Here is a 19,209-nt window from a genome sequence, read left to right as displayed (position 1 = left end):
ACGGGGACGCGGCGGCGTGGTCACAGCGTCGGGGCGGCGCGCCGCCCACCCGGCTGCGGGGCGACCGGCTCAGTCCGCCGGCACCCAGGCGGCGTCCCGCTTCTCCCGGAACGCGGCCACCCCCTCGCGCCCCTCGTCGGAGAGGAAGTACCCGGTCGACAGGGCGGCCAGCTCGGCGATCTCGGCGCGCAGGTCGACGGCCGGCGGGCGGCGCAGCAGGTCCTTGGCCCCGGCCAGCGCCCCCGGCGCGCCCCGGACCAGCGAGGCGCAGGCCCGCTCCACCGCCGCGTCCAGCCCGTCCGCCGGCCCGGCGGCGGTGACCAGCCCGATCTCGGCGGCCCGCCGGCCGTCGAACGTGTCGCCGGTGAGATACAACTCGGCGGCGGCCCGGGGGTGCAGCCGGGGCAGCACGGTCGCCGAGATCACCGCCGGGATCACCCCGATCCGCACCTCGGTGAAGGCGAACGTGGCCTCCTGCGCGCACAGCGCCAGGTCGGCCGCCGCGATCAGGCCCAGCCCGCCGGCCCGCGCCGGCCCGGCCACCCGCGCCACCACCGGCTTCGGGCACTCCCACACCGCCGCCAGCACGTCGCCGAGCATCCCGGCGGGCACGGTCCCGCTGGCGTACGCGGCGGCGGTCTCCTCCAGGTCCGCCCCGGAGCAGAACACCGGCCCGGTGTGGTCGAGCACGACCACCCGGACGGCGTCGTCGGCCACCGCGGCGGCCAGCCCGGCCAGCAGCTCGGTCATCAGCGGCGTGGAGAGCGCGTTGCGGTTGTGCGGGCTGTCCAGGGTGAGGGTGGTCACCCCGCGGGACGTGGCGACCCGCACGAGCGCGGCGGAGGAGGTCATGCCGGGCACACTAGTGGCCATGCCCGGCGTCCTTCCAGAAGGCGAATCCGTCCCCGTCGACGGCTCGCTGCCCGCCGCCGCCACCCGCGCGGTCGGCGCGCGCGGCTTCGGCGTGTACGTCCACGTGCCGTTCTGCGCCAGCCGCTGCGGCTACTGCGACTTCAACACGTACACGGCCGAGGAGTTGGGCGGCGGGGCCGGGCGCGAGTCGTACGCCGACACGGTGCTGGCCGAGTTGGCGCTCGCCCGCCGGGTACTGGCCGACGCCCCGCCGCCGCGCGTCGACACCGTCTTCGTCGGCGGCGGCACCCCCACCCTGCTTCCCGCCGACGACCTCACCCGGATCCTCGACGGCATCGACCGCACCTGGGGGCTGGCCGCCGACGCCGAGGTGACCACGGAGGCCAACCCCGAGTCGGTCACGCCGGAGTCGCTGAAGACGCTGCGCGCGGCCGGGTACACCCGGATCTCGCTGGGCATGCAGTCCGCGGCGCCGGGCGTGCTGGCGGTCCTCGACCGCCGGCACACCGCCGGCCGGGCCACGGCCGCCGCCACGGAGGCCCGCGACGCCGGCTTCGACCACGTCAACCTCGACCTGATCTACGGCACGCCGGGGGAGAGCGCCGAGGACTTCGCCGGCTCGCTGGAGCAGGTGGTGGCCGCCGGGGTCGACCACGTCAGCGCGTACGCCCTGATCGTGGAGGACGGCACCCGGCTGGCCGCGCGGATGCGGCGCGGCGAGCTGCCGTACCCGTCGGACGACGTGGCGGCGGACCGCTACCTGGCCGCGGAGGCCGCCCTCGGCGCGGCCGGCCTCTCCTGGTACGAGGTGTCGAACTGGGCCCGGTCGGAGGCGGCCCGGTGCCGGCACAACCTGCTCTACTGGATTGGCGCGGACTGGTGGGGCCTCGGCCCGGGGGCGCACAGCCACGTCGGCGGGGTGCGCTGGTGGAACGTCAGGCACCCGAGCGCGTACGCGAAGCGGCTCGCCGCGGGGGAGTCGCCCGGCCTGGCCCGGGAGGTGCTCACGCCCGGCGAGGCGCACATGGAGGACGTCATGCTGCGCCTGCGCCTCGCCTCGGGGCTGCCGCTGGACGTACTGGACGACGCCGGGCGGGCCGGCGCGCGGCGGGCCCTCGACGACGGCCTGCTCGACCCGGCCCGGTACGCGTCGGGCCGGGCCGTGCTGACCCTGCGCGGGCGGCTGCTGGCCGACGCGGTCGTGCGCGACCTGCTGCCCTGACCCTGGTGCCCGGCCGGCCGGGGAGCGGCCGACCGGGGGGGTCACTTGATGAAGCTGACGGACATCGGGTAGCGGTACAGCTGCCCCTCGTTGGCCTTCAGCCCGGCGACGATGCCGAAGATGATGCCGATGGCCATGGCGGCGAGGGCGACCAGGACGCCGATCAGGATGCAGGTGAGGATCCAGCCCACCAGCGCGATGACCGACCAGAGGAGCTGGAAGTTCAGCGCGGCGACCGCGTGCCCGCGGACGGTCGGCGACTGGTTGCCCCGGGCCAGCAGCGCGATCAGCGGCGCGAGCCAGCCGAGCACGCCGCCGCCGAGGAACATCCCCGCCGCGCCGCCGAAGTGGGCGACCAGCACCCACGTCTTGTCCTCGTTGTTCGCGTAGCCGCCCGACGGCGGGCCGTACGCGCCGCCGCTCGGATAGCCGCCACCCGGCGGGGGGTAGCCCCCGGGCGGGGGGTAGCCGCCCGACGGCGGCTGGCCGCCGGGAGGCGGCGGATAGCCCCCGGGCGGGGGATAGCCCGCCGCACCGGGTGCCCCGGACAGTGGTGCGGTGGGGGGCTCGTCCGACGAGCCGTACGGCGCCGACGGCGGGGTCGGCTCCGGCGGCCAGCCGCCGGGGTCGCCCGCTCCGGGAGGGCGAGGTGGTTCAGTCATGTACGTCACGGTAGGGGCTGCCGGCAAGGGGACACCAGAGCGACACTGGTCGGGTCCGGCCGGACGATCGGGCAGGAACGCCCAGGCGCTGCCCCGGGGCGGTGCGGGCGGCGCACACGTCGTCCGTCGTTGATCTTCTCGGCGGCGGCCCCGCCGACGTAGACTGGCACTCGTTACAGTCGAGTGCCAGGAGCGCCGCCCGGCCCCGGCCGGGTGGGCGGACGTGCGGCGCCGGTCCCGGCGTGCGACAGGAGGTGGGGGCAAGTGGGTCTCGACGACCGTAAGCTCGCCGTGCTCCGCGCGATCGTCGAGGACTACGTCGCCACCCAGGAGCCGGTCGGCAGCAAGGCCCTGGTCGAGCGGCACCAGCTCGGCGTGTCCCCGGCGACCGTCCGCAACGACATGGCGGTGCTGGAGGAGGAGGGCTACATCCGGCAGCCACACACCAGCGCGGGCCGGGTCCCGACCGACCGCGGCTACCGCCTCTTCGTCGACCGGCTCTCCCGGGTCAAGCCGCTCAGCCCGGCCGAGCGCCGGGCGATCGAGCGCTTCCTGGCCGGCGCGGTCGACCTCGACGACGTGGTGCACCGCACCGTCCGGCTGCTCGCCCAGCTGACCCGGCAGGTCGCCGTCGTGCAGTACCCGAGCCTGGCCCGCTCCTCCGTACGCCACCTGGAGCTGGTGCCGATCTCCACCACCCGGCTGATGCTCGTGATGATCGCCGACACCGGCCGGGTCGAGCAGCGGCTGGTCGAGCTGCCCGCGCCGATGCCCGCCGACGACGTCACCGACATGCGCCGGGTGCTCAACGAGAAGCTGGTCGGCACCCGGCTGTCCGACACCCCGCCGCTGGTGCAGGCGGTGGTCGAGGAGTCGCCGGCGCACCTGCGCCCGGCCATGGCCACCCTCTCCAGCGTGCTGCTGGAGACGCTGGTCGAGCGGCACGAGGAGCGCATCGCGCTGGCCGGCACCGCCAACCTGACCCGGGGCGGCCTGCTCGACTTCCAGGGCTCGCTACGGCCGATCCTGGAGGCGTTGGAGGAGGAGGTCGTCCTGCTCAAGCTCATCGGCGAGGCCGAGCCGAGCACGACGCGGGTGCTGATCGGCGACGAGAACGAGATCGACAACCTGCGCGCCGCCTCCGTGGTCAGCACCGGGTACGGCCCCGGTGCGACCATTGTCGGCGGCCTGGGCGTGCTGGGTCCCACCCGGATGGACTACCCCGGCACCATCGCCACCGTGAGGGCCGTGGCACGCTACGTGGGCGAGCTGCTGGCCCAGAACTGACCAGTCAGGGCCGACACGGCCGGATTCCGACCGACAACCGGCGCAACGCGAGACGAACATGAGGACACCGAACGCAGTGGCCAGGGACTACTACGGCATCCTCGGCGTGAGCCGGGACGCCTCCGACGACGAGATCAAGCGCGCCTACCGCAAGCTGGCGCGGCAGTTCCACCCGGACGTGAATCCGGACCCGGAGGCCCAGGAGAAGTTCAAGGACATCAACGCCGCGTACGAGGTCCTCTCGGACGACCGGAAACGGCAGATCGTCGACCTGGGCGGCGACCCGCTCGCGCCCGGCGGCGGGGGCGCGGGCCCGGGCGCCGGCGGGGCGGGGCCGTTCGTCGGCTTCCAGGACATCATGGACGCCTTCTTCGGCGGCGCGGCCGGCGGCTCGCGCGGGCCGCGCCCACGCACCCGCCCCGGCGCCGACGCGATCCTGCGGCTGGAGCTGGACCTGCACGAGACGGCGTTCGGCGTCGAGGCGCCGATCGCCGTCGACACGGCCGTGCTCTGCACCACCTGCTCCGGCGCGGGCACCGCGGCCGGCACCCACCTGGCCACCTGTGAGGCGTGCGGCGGCCGGGGCGAGGTGCAGTCGGTGCAGCGCACCTTCCTCGGCCAGGTGGTCTCGGCCCGGCCGTGCACCGTCTGCCAGGGCTACGGCACCACGATCCCGCACCCCTGCCCGACCTGCGCCGGGGACGGCCGGGTACGCACCCGCCGCTCGCTGACCGTCAAGATCCCGGCCGGCGTCGAGGACGGCATGCGGATCCGGCTGGCCCAGCAGGGCGAGGTCGGGCCGGGCGGCGGCACGGCCGGCGACCTGTACGTGGAGATCCACGAGCGGCCGCACGACGTGTACTCCCGCAAGGGCGACGACCTGCACTGCCGGGTCACCGTCCCGATGACCGCCGCCGCCCTCGGCACCCGGCTGACCATCAAGACGCTGGACAGCGAGGAGACGGTCGACGTCAAGCCGGGCACGCAGCCGGGCAGCACGCTGCGGCTGCGCGCCCGGGGCGTGCCGCACCTGCGCGGCACCGGCCGGGGCGACCTCTACGTCCACCTCGACGTGCGTACCCCGACGAAGCTCGACGCCGACCAGGAGCGGATGCTGCGCGAGTTCGCCAAGACCCGGGGCGAGGAGGTCGCCGAGCTGAGCAAGCAGGGCGGCTTCTTCTCCCGGATGCGCGACGCCTTCAACGGGCACGCCTGAGCCGTGCGGGCCAGCCGCCCCGGCGCCGGCCGGGGCGGCTAGCCTTCTGGTCGTGTCCGCGCCGCTGTTCCTGGTCGAGTCCCTGCCCACCGCCGGCCAGTTGACGCTCGACGGCCCCGAGGGCCACCACGCCGCCACCGTGCAGCGGCTGCGCGTCGGCGAGGAGCTGCTGCTCGCCGACGGCCGGGGCGGCACCGCCGCCGTGGTGGTCCGGGCCGTCGGCCGGGGCAGCCTGGAGCTCGACGTCACCTCCCGGGGATACGTGGACGCGCCCGTGCCCCGCCTCGTCGTGGTGCAGGGCATCGCCAAGGGGGACCGGGGTGAGCTGGCCGTGCAGGCGATGACCGAGGTCGGGGTGGACGAGATCGTCCCGTGGGCGGCGTCCCGCTCGGTGGCGCAGTGGCGCGGGGACCGGGGCGTACGGGCCCGGGAGAAGTGGGTGGCGACCGCCCGGGAGGCGGCGAAGCAGGCCCGCCGCCCGTGGCTGCCGGTGGTGGCGGGCGCTCCCGACGAGTCGACCGCGACCGTGGCCCGCCGGATCGGCGGGGCCGCCGCCGCGTTCGTCCTGCACGAGGAGGCCGAGGAGCGGCTGGCCGCCGCCGAGCTGCCCGCCGCCGGGGAGATCGTGCTGGTGGTCGGCCCCGAGGGCGGCATCGCTCCGGCCGAGCTGGACGCCTTCCGCGCGGCCGGCGCCCGCGCCGTCCGCCTCGGCCCCGCGGTGCTGCGCACCTCCACGGCCGGCGTCGCCGCGCTCAGCGTCCTGGCGGCCCGGCTCGGCCGCTGGTGAGTTCTGCTGCCGATGCTCAGGTGCGCAGGTAGGACGCCCCGTTGAGGTCGACGATCGTGCCGGAGGCCCACTCCGCCTCCGGGCTCGCCAGCCAGTGCACCGCGGCGGCGATCTCCTCCGGCCGGGCGACCCGGTCGAACGGGCTCTGCGCGCGGATCGCGTCGCCGCGTGGGGACTTGAGGTGAGCCGCCGGGCAGCGCTTACGATGCCCCGATGGGATCCGACTGCCTGTTCTGCCGCATCGTCGCCGGGGAGATCCCGGCGACCATCGTCCGGGAGACCGACACGACCCTGGCGTTCCGGGACATCGACCCGAAGGCCCCGGTGCACGTGCTCGTCGTCCCGAAGGAGCACTACGCCGACGTGGCCAGCCTGGCGCAGGGCGACCCGGCGCTGGCCGGCGAGCTGCTGGCGGCGGCGGCCACGGTGGCCGAGGACGAGGGACTGCTCGGCGACGGCTTCCGGCTGATGTTCAACACCGGCGCGTACGGCGGCCAGGAGGTCTTCCACGTGCACGCGCACGTGCTCGGCGGCGCGCCGCTGGGTCCGATGGTCTGCCGCTGAGCGTCCCGGCGGCGTCCGTACCTCGCGGGCCGGCGGCACGGGCTCCTGCCTAGACTCCGGCCCATGAGTGCGATCAACGGGCGCCTCAGGCGGATGGTGCGGCGGGCCCAGGCCGAGGGGCGGGTGCCGGCCGTGTCCGCCGCCCTGCACCGGGCCGACCGGCCGCTGTGGGCCTGCACGGTCGGCGGCAGCGGCAACGAGCACCCCCTCGGGCCCCGGACCAGGTTCCGGATCGGCTCGGTCACCAAGACCTTCACCGCCGTACTGGTCATGCAGTGCCGCGACGCCGGCCTGCTCGACCTGGACGACCCGGTCGCCCGGCACCTCGACGTCCCCGCGCACGGCGAGCTGACCGTGCGCCGGCTGCTCTCGCACACCGCGGGCCTGCAGCGGGAGCCGCACGGCGACGTCTGGGACACCCTGGTCGCCCCCGACGTCGAGCGGCTGCTGGCCGACCTGGCCCGGGCCGAGCGGGTGCTGCCCCCGGCCCGCCGCTACCACTACTCGAACCTGGGCCTGGCCCTGCTCGGGCAGCTGGTGGCCCGGCTGCACGGCGGGACCTGGGCGGAGGTGCTCGCCGACCGGGTGCTCGTCCCGCTCGGCCTGACCGCCACGGGCGACCGGCCGGACCCGGCGGCGGCCACGGGCTTCCTGGTCGACGCGTACTCGGACGAGGCCCACCCGGAGCCCCCGACCGACTTCGGCGCGGTCGGGCCCGCCGCCCAACTGTGGAGCACCGCCTCGGACATGGCCCGGTGGGCGGCGTTCCTGGCCGACCCGGCGGCGCTGGACCCGTCCGGCGCGGTGCTCGCCCCCGCCACGCTGGACGAGATGCGCTGGCCGCTGACCGTCACCGACGAGACGTCCTGGGGGGCCGGCTTCGGGCTGGGCCTGATCCTGGTGCCGCAGGGCGAGCGGGTGATCCACGTCGGGCACGACGGGGCGATGCCCGGCTTCCTGGCCGCCGTGTACGGCCGGCGCGGCGGGCCCGGCACCGCCGGCGCGATGGGCTGCGCGGTGCTCGGCTCGTCCGGGACCGGGGTGCGGGTGCTGGAGCTGACGCACGAGCTGCTGGCCGCGTCCGCCGAGCACGACCCGGCCGACATCGAGCCGTGGCGGCCCGGGGAGCCCGCCCCGGCGCACCTGCGGGGGATGCTGGGCCGCTGGTGGGGCGAGGGCTTCGAGTACGTCTTCAGCTGGCACGACGGGACGCTGCGGGCCCGGGGCGCCGACGACCCGGCGGGGAAGCCGTCCGCGGTGTTCGCTCCGCTGCCGGAGCGGCCGGACGTGTTCCGGACGGTCTCCGGGCGGGAGGCCGGCGAGCTGCTCCGCCTCACCCGCGACGAGCAGGGCAGGGTGATCCGCCTGCACTGGGCGACGTACCGCTTCACCCGCACCCAGGAGACCTTCGACGGCTACGACTTCCGCCGCTGACCCCACGGCCGTCCCCCGCGATCTTGCACTTTCTGCCCCGGCAAATCCGGCAATTGCCCCATCCTGGGGGCCGAAAGTGCAAGATCGACGAGGTTGCTCGCGGGTCGGGCGACGGGCAAATGGGCGAGGTGCCGCGGCGGCGGAAACGATAGGATGGAGGCAACCGACCGCCGTGCCAGCAGGGCTCGGCGCCGAGATCGAGAGCAGGTGGCTCAGGGCCCGCGGCCCGACCTATGACCGGCACCCCACCTCCCGGCCCGCCACGGGTGCAGACCAGGATCACCGTCCCGGACTCGAAGATCATGGTCAACCTGCTCGGCGCTGGCGACGAGATCCTGCGACTCGTCGAGCGCTCGGTCAACAGCGACGTGCACGTCCGCGGCAACGAGATCACGCTCACCGGCGCGCCTGCGGACAACGCCCTCGCCGAGCGCCTCTTCACCGAGCTGCTCGAACTCATCGAGAAAGGCGAGACCCTGACCACCGACGCCGTTCGGCGTACCGTCGGCATGCTCGAGCAGGGCGGCGCCGAGCGGCCCGCCGAGGTCCTGACCCTCAACATCCTCTCCCGACGGGGCCGCACCATCCGCCCCAAGACCCTCGGGCAGAAGCGCTACGTCGACGCGATCGACGCCAACACGATCGTCTTCGGCATCGGTCCCGCCGGCACCGGCAAGACGTACCTGGCGATGGCCAAGGCCGTCCAGGCGCTCCAGGCCAAGCAGGTCAACCGCATCATCCTCACCCGGCCGGCGGTCGAGGCGGGGGAGCGGCTGGGCTTCCTGCCCGGCACGCTGAACGAGAAGATCGACCCCTACCTGCGCCCGCTGTACGACGCGCTGCACGACATGCTCGACCCGGAGTCGATCCCCAAGCTGATGGCCGCCGGGACGATCGAGGTCGCGCCGCTGGCGTACATGCGGGGGCGTACGCTCAACGACGCGTTCATCATCCTCGACGAGGCCCAGAACACCACGCCCGAGCAGATGAAGATGTTCCTCACCCGGCTGGGCTTCGGCTCCAAGATCGTGGTGACCGGCGACGTCACCCAGGTGGACCTTCCCGGCGGCACGACCAGCGGCCTGCGGGTGGTCCGGGAGATCCTGGAGAGCGTCGAGGACGTGCACTTCGCGCAGCTGTCCAGCTCCGACGTGGTGCGCCACCGGCTGGTCGGGGAGATTGTCGACGCGTACGCCCGCTGGGACGCCGAGCGGGAGAACCAGCAGGCGCAGGGCGTGCACGCCGTGCCGGGGCGGACCGCCCAGGGCGGCCGGGCCGGCCGGCGCCGCCAGACCTAGGGAAACCAGTTGTCCATCGAGATCGCCAACGAGTCGGGTGTCGAGGTCGACACCGACGCCGTGCTCGCCGTCGCCCGCTACGCCCTCGACGAGATGGGAGTCAACCCGCTCGCCGAGCTGTCGGTGCTGCTGGTCGACATCGAATACATGAGCGAGCTGAACCACCGCTGGATGGGCGGTGACGGCCCGACCGACGTGCTCGCCTTCCCCATGGACGAGGGCAGCGTCGACCACGGGCCGGGCGAGTCCAGCGCCGCGGGTGGGGAGCCGGCCCTGCTCGGCGACATCGTGCTCTGCCCGGCGGTGGCCGCCAAGCAGGCCGCCACCGCCGGCCACTCGGCCGCGGACGAGCTGCACCTGCTCACCGTCCACGGGGTGCTGCACCTGCTCGGGTACGACCACGCCGAGCCGGAGGAGGAGCGGGAGATGTTCGAGCTCCAGGCCCGGCTGCTCGCCGGCTGGCGGTCGACCCGGTCCCGGTGATGCCCGCCCCGCTGTTGGCGGCCGGCGGTGGCACCGCCGGCCTGCCCGACCTGCAACTGCTCGTCTTCGCCGCCGGGCTGGTGGTGCTCGCCGGGCTGATCGCGATGACCGAGGCCGCGCTGGCCGCGATCTCCCCGGCCCGGGCCGCCGAGCTGGCCCGCGACGGCGTCCGGGGCGCGCGTACGCTCCAGGCGGTCGCCGGGGACGTGGTCCGTCACCTCAACCTCCTGCTCCTGCTGCGGCTGCTCGCCGAGCTGACCGCCACCACCCTGGTCGCCCTGGTCGCCGTCGACACGTTCGGCGCGGGCTGGCGGGCGGCGCTGGTCACCGCCGGCGCGATGACCGTGATCAGTTTCGTGGTCGTGGGGGTCGGCCCGCGCACCCTGGGCCGGCAGCACGCGTACGCGGTGGGCCGCTCGGTCGCGCCGCTGGTGCGCTGGCTCGGGCGGGCGCTCAACCCCCTGGCGTCGCTGCTGATCCTGATCGGCAACGCGGTCACCCCGGGACGCGGCTTCCGGGAGGGCCCGTTCGCCACCCAGGTGGAGCTGCGCGAACTGGTCGACCTCGCCGAGCAGCGGGGCGTGGTCGAGCACGGCGAGCGGCAGATGATCCACTCGGTGTTCGCGCTCGGCGACACCATCGCCCGGGAGGTGATGGTGCCCCGCACCGAGATGGTGTGGATCGAGGGGCACAAGACGCTCTCCCAGGCCCTGGCGCTCTTCCTGCGCTCCGGCTTCTCCCGCATCCCGGTGATCGGGGAGAACGTCGACGACGTGCTCGGCGTGCTCTACCTCAAGGACCTCATCCGGCGCACCCGGGGCGGCGACCCGGCCGCGGCCCGGCTCCCGGTGGCCGAGCTGATGCGCCCGGCGACCTTCGTGCCCGAGTCCAAGCCGGTCGACGACCTGCTGTCGGAGATGCAGGCGGCCCGCAACCACCTGGTCATCGTCGTCGACGAGTACGGCGGCACGGGCGGCCTGGTCACGATCGAGGACATCCTGGAGGAGATCGTCGGGGAGATCACCGACGAGTACGATGTCGAACGCCCGCCGGTCGAGCGGCTGGAGGACGGGTCGGTGCGGGTCACCGCCCGGCTGCCGGTCGAGACCCTGGGCGAGCTGTTCGACGTCGAGCTGCCCGCCGACGAGGTGGAGACCGTCGGCGGCCTGCTCGCCCAGGCCCTGGGCCGGGTGCCGATCCCGGGCGCCGAGGCCGAGGTGGCCAGGCTCCGGCTGGTCGCCGAGGGCACCACCGGCCGGCGCAACCGGATCGACACGGTGCTGGTCAGCCGGGTCGAGCCGACCGACACCAGCGACACCACCCCGGGGCGCGGCGAGCCCGCCGAGGCCCGGAGCACCCAGAACCGATCCGAGGAGAGGCAGCACGCCGATGCCTGAGTCACCCGCCCCCGCGGCCGCCCGCCCCACGCCGTCCGCGCCGGCCGAGCTGAGCGCCGAGGACGGCAAGCTGGTCATCCTGGCCCGCGGCGCCCGGGGCCGGGTGGGCGCCGTGGAAGGAGCGGCGGTACGCGACCAGGACGGCCGCACGTACGCGGCGGCGAGCGTCTCGCTGCCCTCGCTGACCCTGACGGCCCTCCAACTCGCGGTCGCCTCCGCCGTGGCGGCCGGTGCCACCCGACTGGAGGCGGCGGTGGTGGTGACGGAGGCGTCGACGCTGGACGGGGCGGGACACGCCGCCGTCCGCGACCTCGCCGCCGACGCGCCGATCCACCTGGCGGCCCCGGACGGCACGGTGCTGGGCACGGTGGTCGAGTGACCGCCCGCCCCGCGGGCGGCGGTCGCGCGGGTGGGCCCGTCGATCCGGCGGAGCGCCCCTACCGGGCCGGGTTCGCCTGCTTCGTGGGCCGGCCGAACGCGGGCAAGTCGACGCTGACCAACGCGATCGTCGGGCAGAAGATCGCGATCACCTCGAACAAGCCGCAGACGACCCGGCACGTCATCCGGGCGGTGCTGCACCGGCCCGACTCGCAGCTCGTCCTCGTCGACACCCCGGGCCTGCACCGCCCCCGTACGCTGCTCGGCGAGCGCCTCAACGACCTCGTCCGGCAGACCTGGAGCGAGGTCGACGTGGTCGGCCTCTGCATCCCGGCGGACGAGCCGGTCGGCCGGGGCGACCGGTTCATCACCGGCGAGCTGTCGGGGCTGAAGGCCACCGTCGTCGCCGTGGTGACCAAGACCGACCTGGTGGACCGGGCGCGGCTGGCCGAGCAGTTGCTCGCGGTCGGCGAGCTGGGCGAGTTCGCCGACGTGGTCCCGGTCAGCGCGGTCTCCGGGCACCAGGTCGACACCCTGGTCGACGTGATGACCGGCTACCTGCCCGAGTCGCCGCAGCTCTATCCGGACGACATGCTCACCGACGACCCCGAGCAGGTGCTGGTCGCCGAGCTGGTCCGCGAGGCGGCGCTGGAGGGCGTCCGCGACGAGCTGCCGCACTCCATCGCGGTGGTGGTGGAGGAGATGATCCCCGAGGGCCAGATCACCAAGATCTACGCCGACCTGTACGTCGAGCGGCCCAGCCAGAAGGCGATCATGATCGGCCACCGGGGCAGCCGGCTCAAGGAGGTCGGCACCACGGCCCGCCGGCAGATCGAGGAGCTGCTCGGCACCCGCGTCTACCTGGACCTGCACGTCCGCGTGGCGAAGGATTGGCAGCGCGACCCGAAGCAGCTGCGCAAGCTGGGCTTCTGAGCGCCGCGCCGGCCTGCCCGACGGCGGGTCGGCGCGGCACCTCAGGTGGGGGCGCCAAGTGCGTCAAGCGCGTGCCTCAAGCGCGTGCCTCAAGTGCGGTCGCTTCACCTGCGGAGCTGAGGTCCCGAGGGCGACTGGGGTGTTCTCCGCCGCTGTGGAGCTGCCCCGTTCGTGCTCCCGCGCGTCCCGAGCCGGTTGGCGTGGCCGGGGGTTCCGCCCCCGCCCCCGCCCCGCCCCCGCCCCGCGCCGCCTGTCCCGTTCGGTGTCGTGTCGTTCGGCTTTCCGCCCGCCTGGTTCGGTGCCGTGCCATTCCGTGCCGTGCCGTGCGTTCCTGTCCGTCCCGTCCTGCACCGTGCTGTTCCGGTCCGTCCCGTCCTGCACCGTGCTGCTCCGGTCCGTCCCGTCCTGCACCGTGCTGCTCCGGTCCGTCCCGTCCTGCAGCGTGCCGTTTCGGTCCTCGGCCCGTTCCGTTCCGTCCGCTCCGCCCGGCCCGATCCGGCCGCCGGTAGCACGGGTGGGGCAGCTCCACAGTGGCCATACCCCTGGTCGCCGGGTCGCCCCGCCACGCGGCCGTCGTGTGATGTGGTCGGCGGTGGGGGACGAGCCCTGGCGCGGACCGGCGTCCGTGTGGGCGCGGCGGGAATCCCCGCTGGCCGCGGGAGCCAGCGGTTCGATGTCCCGGAGCGGACGCATTTATGGCATCTTTCACTTTTCGCTGAGGGCTCTGGCCGTTTGGCGGCGTCGAATCGGAGGGTAGGGATCGGTTGGTCCCCCCGCCCCCGACATAGATGCAGGCTGATGCGAAACCGATACCTCGACCTGCTCCGCTTCCTCGCCATCGTCCGAGTCGTCGTCTACCACGTCACCGGGTGGGCGGCGCTGACCCTGATCTTCCCGGCCATGTCGGTGATGTTCGCCCTCGCCGGCTCGCTCATGGCCGCGTCGCTGGACCGGGGCGGGGCGGCGGCGGTGGGCCGTCGCCTGCGCCGGCTGCTGCCGTCGCTGTGGGTGCTGGCCGCGGTGTTCGTCCCGGCCATGCTGCTCACCGGGTTGCCGCTGACGCCGAAGGTGCTGCTCTGGGCGTTTCCGGTCGCCGACCCACCGGCCAACCACTGGGGCGCGCTCGCGCTCAGCGTGATCTGGTACCTGCGCGACTACCTGTGGTTCGTGCTCGCCTCGCCGGTCGCCCTGTGGCTGTTCCGCCGCGTACCCCTGCTCACCCTGCTCGCCCCGTACGCGCTGCTCGCGGCGATCGAGTTCGGCCTGCTGCCCGCCGCGCCGGTGCCGCTGCGCGAGTTCGGCCTCTACTTCGGCGCCTGGCTGCTGGGCTTCGCCCACCACGACGGCCTGCTGCGGCGGCTGGCGAACCAGGTGCTGGTGCCGGTCGCGCTCGTCCTCGGCGCCGTCGGCGGGGCCTGGATCGTCACCCACCCCGGCCCGCGCGGGTACGACCTGAACGACAACCACCTCGGCAACGCGCTCTGGTCGGCCGCGTTCATCCTGGTGGTGCTCGGCCGGGCCCCGGCGACCGCCGTCTGGGTGGACCGCAACGCCCTGTTCAGCCGGGCGGTGACCGTGCTGAACCGGCGGGCGCTCACCGTCTACCTCTGGCACATGCCGTTCGTGGTGGCGCTCACCCCGCTGGTCGACGTGGTCGGCTGGTCCCACCAGGACCCGGTCGGCCTGGCGATCCGGGTCGCGCTGGTCTTCGCCCTGGTCGGGGTGGTCATCGCGCTGGTCGGCTGGGTGGAGGACCTGGCCGCCCGCCGGCCCCCGGAGCTGGTGCCCGGCGGCCGGCGCCGGACGGCGACCGGCGGTGTCGCCCCGGCCGGCGTGGCCGCGGCGGCCCCGGTCAGCCCCGCGCCGGCCGAGCGGGGCTCCGTGCCGGTCAGCCCCGCGCCGGCCGGCCCCATTCCCGCGCCGCGCGCCCCCGAGGAGCTGACGCTCAAGATCAGCGCGCGGTGACGGTCACGTTCCCGCTCTCCGCGCCCACGTCGATCACCATGGACGCCGTCGGGTCGTCGGTGACGCCCAGCTCCGGGTGGCCGGAGCCGCCGGCCCGCACCCGGTACCGGCCGGCCGGCACGGTGAGCCGCACGTCCCCGCTGGACGCGTGCGCCCGGGCCGAGGCGGGGGCGGACAGCTCCACGGTGACGTTGCCGGAGCCGGCCTCCGCGTCGACCTGGCCGGCGATGCCCCGGCCCGTGACGTCGCCGGAGCCGGTTCGCAGGATGACGGCACCGCGCAGGTCCTCCACGTCCACGTTGCCGGAACCCGTCTCGACGCGCACGGCGCCGGTGGCGCCGCCGACCCGGACATCGCCGGAGCCGACCCGGACGTCCACCGTCCCGACCCGGGTCAGGTTTACGTTCCCCGAGCCGCCCTCGCCGCGCACCGTCACCCCCGCGGGGACGGTCAGGTCGTACGACACGGTGCAGCGGCGGCCGCAGTCGCTGTCCAGCACCAGCTCGTCGCCGCGGATCTCGTACCGGGCCGGGGGCTGGTCACCCTGGTACCGCACGACCCGCCTGATCCGTACCTCGCCGGCGGAGCCGCTGCCGTGGACCGTCACGTCCCCCGCACCGCCCGGCAGCAGCGTCACCCGCCTGATCGTCGCCGCCTCGGTGGTGTCGAAGTCGAGCCGGCGGAACGACAGGTTGTCGCAGCCGGAGAGGACCATCAGGGCGGCGATGCCGGCGGCGAGGGAGCCGACGGGCAGGGCGCGGTGCAGAGCCATGGCGAGCACGCTACGGCCGGCGTGGACCGGCGCGCATCGGGGATCGTGCGCGTGGCCACCCCGAGCCGACCCTGATTTCCCACCCCGAGAGAGAATGAGCGGATGGCCGGGTACCGCCGACAGCTCTACCGCGACGACGCGGTGGTGTTACGCGTGCAGAAGCTCGGCGAGTCCGACCGGATCATCACCCTGCTGACCCGCCGGCACGGCCGGATCCGCGCGGTGGCCCGGGGGGTCCGCCGCACGACCAGCAGGTTCGGCGCCCGGCTGGAGCCGTTCGGCCACGTCGACCTCCAGCTCGCCGGCGACCCGAAGGGCAACCAGGGCAGCTCGCTGCACACCGTCAGCCAGGTCGAGGGCATCGACCTGTACGGCAAGCGGTTCCTCGGCGACTACCCCCGCTACACGGCGGCCAGCGCCGTCGCCGAGACCGCCGAGCGGCTCACCCCGGTGGAGCGGGAGCCCTCGCTGCGGCTGTTCCAGCTCACCCTCGGCGCGCTGAAGTCCCTCGCGCGGGGCGAGCACGCCACCACGCTGGTGCTCGACGCGTACCTGCTGCGCGGCATGGCCCTGGCCGGCTGGGCCCCGGCGCTGACCGCCTGCGCGGTCTGCGGCACGCCCGGCCGGCATCGGGCCTTCTCGGTGCCCGCCGGCGGCGCCGTCTGCCCGGACTGCCGCCCGCCCGGCGCCGCCCACCCCGCCCCGGCCACCATCGACCTGATGTCCGCCCTCACCACCGGCGACTGGATGCTCGCCGACGCCACCGAGGCCGGCGTGCGCCGGGAGTGCAGCGGCCTGGTCGCGGCGCACCTGCAGTGGCACCTGGAGCGCGCGCTACGCTCGCTGCCGCTGGTCGACCGGGGTGCCCCCGGCGCCGGCCCGGTCCCGCCGCCGCAGGGCGCCGCGGCGGGGCGCGGCACCGACCTGAACGGAGAGAGACCCGAGTGATCCGATCGACGAGGGCCGGCCGCCGCGAGCCGGTGCCGCCGACACCGCACCCGTCGGGCGCCCGCCCGCCCGCCCTGCCGCCCGCGGCGGTGCCCCGGCACGTCGCCGTGGTGATGGACGGCAACGGCCGGTGGGCCAAGGAGCGGGGGCTGCCCCGCACCAAGGGCCACGAGGCGGGGGAGCACAGCCTCTTCGACACCATCGAGGGAGCCATCGAGCTGGGCATCCCCTACCTCTCGGCGTACGCGTTCTCGACGGAGAACTGGCGGCGCTCGCCGGAGGAGGTCCGCTTCCTGCTGGGCTTCAACCGGGACGTCATCCGCCGCCGCCGCGACCAGCTCGTCGACCTCGGTGTCCGCGTCGTCTGGTCCGGGCGGACCGGGCGGCTGTGGAAGAGCGTCATCTCCGAGCTCCAGACGGCGGAGGAGATGTCCCGGGGCAACTCGACGCTGACGCTGCAGTTCTGCGTCAACTACGGCGGCCAGGCCGAGATCGCCGACGCCGCCGCCGCGATCGCCCGCGACGTCGCCGCCGGCCGGCTCGACCCGGCGAAGGTCACCGAGAAGACGGTGGCGAAGTACCTCTACCACCCGGAAATCCCCGAGGTGGACCTCTTCCTGCGCCCCTCCGGCGAGCAGCGCACCTCCAACTTCCTGCTCTGGCAGAGCGCGTACGCGGAGCTGGTCTTCCTCGACACCCTCTGGCCGGACTTCGACCGCCGTCACCTCTGGTACGCCTGCGAGCTGTACGCCCAGCGGGACCGCCGGTTCGGCGGCGCGCTGCCCAACCCGGTGGCCCCGTCGAGGTGAGGCCCGCGCATAGCGCCTCGTCACTCTGGGTACCTTCCCCGGCAGGCAGCTACGGAGGTGAACCACGATGATCCAGAAGCGCATCGCCCAGTGGACGGTCATGGCGGTCGCGGTGCCGCTGGCGGCGGCCGGCGCGCGCCGGCTCAGCCACACGCTGGAGGCCCGCCGCGGCCCGACCGGGGTGAGTCGCCTGCTCGCCAGGGGCGCCGACATGCTGCGCCCGCGCAAGGCGAAGCGTCGCCGGCTCTGGTGACGCCCGGGTCAGCGCCGTCCCCTCCAGGGGGCGGCGCTGACGCGTTCCGGCCGGCCGCCGCCCCGCGCGGACGTACGATCGGCGCGGGCGCGCCGCCCGGTCGCGTCCGCCACGGGGGTGGGGGATGCGGGATCTCCGGTACGAGATGACGGTGGCCCTGGCCGCGACCGACCTGGACGGTCCGCTGCGCGAGCGGGTGGTGGAGCTGTGCGCCGGCGTCGCCGAGCGGCACTGCGCCGAGGCGGGGCACGTGCCCGCCGTCCGCTCCGGCGAGATCGGCGAGCTGGCCGGCGGCGAACCGGCCATCACCTGGTCCCCGACCGAGCCGCAGCGCAGCCCCCGCGCCGGCTGACCGGCGCTGCCGACACCGGCCGGCGGCTACGCCGACACGGCAGGCTGACCGGCGGCTACGCCGACACGGCAGGCTGACCGGCGGCTACGCCGACACGGCAGGGCTACGCCGACACCTCGGAGCGGTCGCCGGCCCACAGCGTGTGGAACGTGCCCTCCCGGTCGACCCGGTGGTAGGTGTGCGCCCCGAAGTTGTCCCGCAGGCCCTGGATCAGCGCGGCGGGCAGCCGCTCGGCGCGCAGCGCGTCGAAGTACGCCAGCGACGACGCGAACGCCGGCGCGGGAACCCCCGCCCGGGCCGCGTCCGCCACCACCCGCCGCCAGCTCGGCACCCCGTCGGAGACCCGGTCGGCGAACCACGGCGCCAATAGCAGCGTCGGCAGGTCCGGCCGCGCGTCGTACGCCTCGCGGATGCGGTCCAGGAAGCGGGCCCGGATGATGCACCCGCCCCGCCAGATCGTGGCGGTGCCGCCGAGGTCGATGCCCCAGTCGTACTCCCGGCTGCCGGCGCGGATGTGGTCGAAGCCCTGCGCGTACGCGACGATCTTGCTGGCCAGCAGCGCGCGCCGGACGTCCTCGACGAAGGTGTCCCGGTTCTCCACCCACCACGGCTGCCCGGCGTCGGCGAAGGCCCGCCGGGCCGCGGCGCGCTGCTCGGCGTGCCCGGACAGCGACCGGGCGAACGTCGCCTCGGCGATGCCGGTGATCGGGATGCCCAGGTCGAGGGCGTTCTGCACCGTCCACCGGCCGGTGCCCTTCTGCTCGGCCTCGTCGCGCACGACGTCGACGAACGGGCGGCCGGTCGCCGCGTCGGGGTGCGCGAGCACGTCGGCGGTGATCTCGATGAGGAACGACTCCAGCTCGCCGGTGTTCCACCCCCGGAAGATCTCCGCGATCTCCGCCGGGCCCGCCGACAGTCCGGCCCGCAGCAGGTCGTACGCCTCGGCGATGAGCTGCATGTCGGCGTACTCGATGCCGTTGTGGACCATCTTCACGAAGTGCCCGGCGCCGTCCGGGCCGATGTGCCGGCAGCACGGGACGCCGTCCACCTGGGCGGCGATCCGCTCGAAGATCGGGCCGAGCTTCCGGTACGACTCGGCCGAGCCGCCGGGCATGATGCTCGGCCCGTGCAGTGCGCCCTCCTCGCCGCCGGAGACGCCGGTGCCCACGAAGTGCAGCCCGTGCTCCCGCAGCGCCTCCTCCCGCCGGCGGGTGTCGGCGAAGTGCGCGTTGCCGCAGTCGACGACGATGTCGCCCGGTTCCAGCAGCGGCACCAGCTCCCCGAGCACCGCGTCGGTGGGGTCGCCCGCCTTGACCATGACGACGATCGCGCGGGGCCGCTCCAGCGAGGCGACGAAGTCGGCGAGGGACTCGGACGGCACGAACGCCCCCTCGTCGCCGTGCTCCGCGACGAGGCTGCGGGTACGCTCCGGCGACCGGTTGTGCACCGCCACCGTGAACCCGTTGCGGGCCAGGTTGCGGGCCAGGTTCCGGCCCATCACCGCCAGCCCGGTCACGCCGATCTGCGCCGTCGGCCGCTGCGCCATACGTACCCGCCACCTCTCGAGGCAAGGGAG

20 protein-coding genes are annotated in these 19,209 nt (G+C 74.8%); 16 read left to right on the top strand and 4 right to left on the bottom strand.

The window, feature by feature from the left end; genetic code table 11:
* Positions 1–69 precede the first annotated feature (69 nt).
* Positions 70–852 (bottom strand): enoyl-CoA hydratase-related protein, encoded by a 783-nt coding sequence (locus JD77_RS04890; RefSeq protein WP_145777423.1) that lies wholly within the window; start codon positions 850–852, stop codon positions 70–72.
* 19 nt (positions 853–871) lie between these two features.
* Here JD77_RS04890 and hemW point away from each other — a divergent pair, with 19 nt between their 5' ends.
* Positions 872–2,095, top strand: coding sequence for a radical SAM family heme chaperone HemW (hemW, locus tag JD77_RS04885; protein ID WP_211372489.1), 1,224 nt, complete (start codon positions 872–874; stop codon positions 2,093–2,095).
* Positions 2,096–2,136: 41 nt separating this feature from the next.
* Here hemW and JD77_RS04880 read toward each other — a convergent pair whose 3' ends face one another.
* Positions 2,137–2,757, bottom strand: a complete 621-nt coding sequence (locus JD77_RS04880; protein WP_145773228.1) for a DUF4870 domain-containing protein — start codon at positions 2,755–2,757, stop codon at positions 2,137–2,139.
* Positions 2,758–3,021: 264 nt separating this feature from the next.
* Here JD77_RS04880 and hrcA point away from each other — a divergent pair, with 264 nt between their 5' ends.
* From hrcA to JD77_RS04820, 11 genes are all read left to right on the top strand, one after another.
* Complete coding sequence (hrcA, locus tag JD77_RS04875; protein WP_145773227.1) at positions 3,022–4,044, top strand: heat-inducible transcriptional repressor HrcA; 1,023 nt, start codon at positions 3,022–3,024, stop codon at positions 4,042–4,044.
* A 76-nt stretch (positions 4,045–4,120) separates the two neighbouring features.
* On the top strand, positions 4,121–5,260 hold the full coding sequence (dnaJ, locus tag JD77_RS04870; RefSeq protein WP_211372777.1) for a molecular chaperone DnaJ: 1,140 nt from the start codon (positions 4,121–4,123) through the stop codon (positions 5,258–5,260).
* Between the two features lie 52 nt (positions 5,261–5,312).
* On the top strand, positions 5,313–6,047 hold the full coding sequence (locus JD77_RS04865; protein WP_145773225.1) for a 16S rRNA (uracil(1498)-N(3))-methyltransferase: 735 nt from the start codon (positions 5,313–5,315) through the stop codon (positions 6,045–6,047).
* 213 nt (positions 6,048–6,260) lie between these two features.
* Positions 6,261–6,611, top strand: coding sequence for a histidine triad nucleotide-binding protein (locus tag JD77_RS04855; RefSeq protein ID WP_145773224.1), 351 nt, complete (start codon positions 6,261–6,263; stop codon positions 6,609–6,611).
* 63 nt (positions 6,612–6,674) lie between these two features.
* Positions 6,675–8,045: a serine hydrolase domain-containing protein gene (locus tag JD77_RS04850; protein ID WP_145773223.1), complete on the top strand. Its 1,371-nt coding sequence runs from the start codon at positions 6,675–6,677 to the stop codon at positions 8,043–8,045.
* Positions 8,046–8,278: 233 nt separating this feature from the next.
* The gene (locus tag JD77_RS04845; RefSeq protein ID WP_145773222.1) at positions 8,279–9,343 is read left to right on the top strand and encodes a PhoH family protein; all 1,065 of its coding nucleotides are present in this window, start codon (positions 8,279–8,281) and stop codon (positions 9,341–9,343) included.
* A 9-nt stretch (positions 9,344–9,352) separates the two neighbouring features.
* Positions 9,353–9,826, top strand: coding sequence for an rRNA maturation RNase YbeY (gene ybeY, locus JD77_RS04840; protein ID WP_145773221.1), 474 nt, complete (start codon positions 9,353–9,355; stop codon positions 9,824–9,826).
* Positions 9,802–11,223 carry a hemolysin family protein gene (locus JD77_RS04835; RefSeq protein WP_145773220.1) on the top strand — a complete coding sequence of 474 codons (1,422 nt, stop codon included), beginning with the start codon at positions 9,802–9,804 and terminating at the stop codon, positions 11,221–11,223. The genes ybeY and JD77_RS04835 overlap by 25 nt, the downstream gene beginning before the upstream one ends.
* Complete coding sequence (locus JD77_RS04830) at positions 11,216–11,602, top strand: cytidine deaminase (protein WP_145773219.1); 387 nt, start codon at positions 11,216–11,218, stop codon at positions 11,600–11,602. Before JD77_RS04835 ends, JD77_RS04830 begins: the two co-directional genes overlap by 8 nt.
* Positions 11,599–12,534: a GTPase Era gene (gene era / locus JD77_RS04825; RefSeq protein WP_145773218.1), complete on the top strand. Its 936-nt coding sequence runs from the start codon at positions 11,599–11,601 to the stop codon at positions 12,532–12,534. Before JD77_RS04830 ends, era begins: the two co-directional genes overlap by 4 nt.
* A 798-nt stretch (positions 12,535–13,332) precedes the next feature.
* The gene (locus JD77_RS04820) at positions 13,333–14,499 is read left to right on the top strand and encodes an acyltransferase family protein (RefSeq protein ID WP_145773217.1); all 1,167 of its coding nucleotides are present in this window, start codon (positions 13,333–13,335) and stop codon (positions 14,497–14,499) included.
* Here JD77_RS04820 and JD77_RS04815 read toward each other — a convergent pair.
* The gene (locus JD77_RS04815) at positions 14,486–15,271 is read right to left on the bottom strand and encodes a DUF4097 family beta strand repeat-containing protein (protein WP_145773216.1); all 786 of its coding nucleotides are present in this window, start codon (positions 15,269–15,271) and stop codon (positions 14,486–14,488) included. The genes JD77_RS04820 and JD77_RS04815 overlap by 14 nt on opposite strands.
* Positions 15,272–15,373: 102 nt before the next feature.
* On the opposite strand from JD77_RS04815, the gene recO reads away from it, so the two are divergent.
* The 4 genes from recO (at position 15,374) to JD77_RS04795 (ending at position 17,633) form a co-directional block, all read left to right on the top strand.
* On the top strand, positions 15,374–16,219 hold the full coding sequence (gene recO, locus JD77_RS04810; RefSeq protein ID WP_145773215.1) for a DNA repair protein RecO: 846 nt from the start codon (positions 15,374–15,376) through the stop codon (positions 16,217–16,219).
* Positions 16,220–16,251: 32 nt separating this feature from the next.
* Positions 16,252–17,028: an isoprenyl transferase gene (locus JD77_RS04805; RefSeq protein ID WP_211372776.1), complete on the top strand. Its 777-nt coding sequence runs from the start codon at positions 16,252–16,254 to the stop codon at positions 17,026–17,028.
* A 67-nt stretch (positions 17,029–17,095) separates the two neighbouring features.
* Positions 17,096–17,281 carry a hypothetical protein gene (locus JD77_RS04800; protein ID WP_145773213.1) on the top strand — a complete coding sequence of 62 codons (186 nt, stop codon included), beginning with the start codon at positions 17,096–17,098 and terminating at the stop codon, positions 17,279–17,281.
* A gap of 124 nt (positions 17,282–17,405) precedes the next feature.
* Positions 17,406–17,633, top strand: coding sequence for a thioredoxin reductase (locus tag JD77_RS04795; protein WP_145773212.1), 228 nt, complete (start codon positions 17,406–17,408; stop codon positions 17,631–17,633).
* A gap of 103 nt (positions 17,634–17,736) precedes the next feature.
* Here JD77_RS04795 and gndA read toward each other — a convergent pair whose 3' ends face one another.
* Entirely contained in the window at positions 17,737–19,179 is a 1,443-nt protein-coding gene (gene gndA, locus JD77_RS04790; RefSeq protein WP_145773211.1) for an NADP-dependent phosphogluconate dehydrogenase, read from the bottom strand.
* Positions 19,180–19,209: the final 30 nt, after the last annotated feature.

The organism is Micromonospora olivasterospora (assembly GCF_007830265.1).
GTDB classification, from domain to species: domain Bacteria; phylum Actinomycetota; class Actinomycetes; order Mycobacteriales; family Micromonosporaceae; genus Micromonospora; species Micromonospora olivasterospora.
The sequence above is the reverse complement of the archived record's forward strand: the minus strand, read 5'-3'. Positions and strand labels throughout refer to the sequence as shown.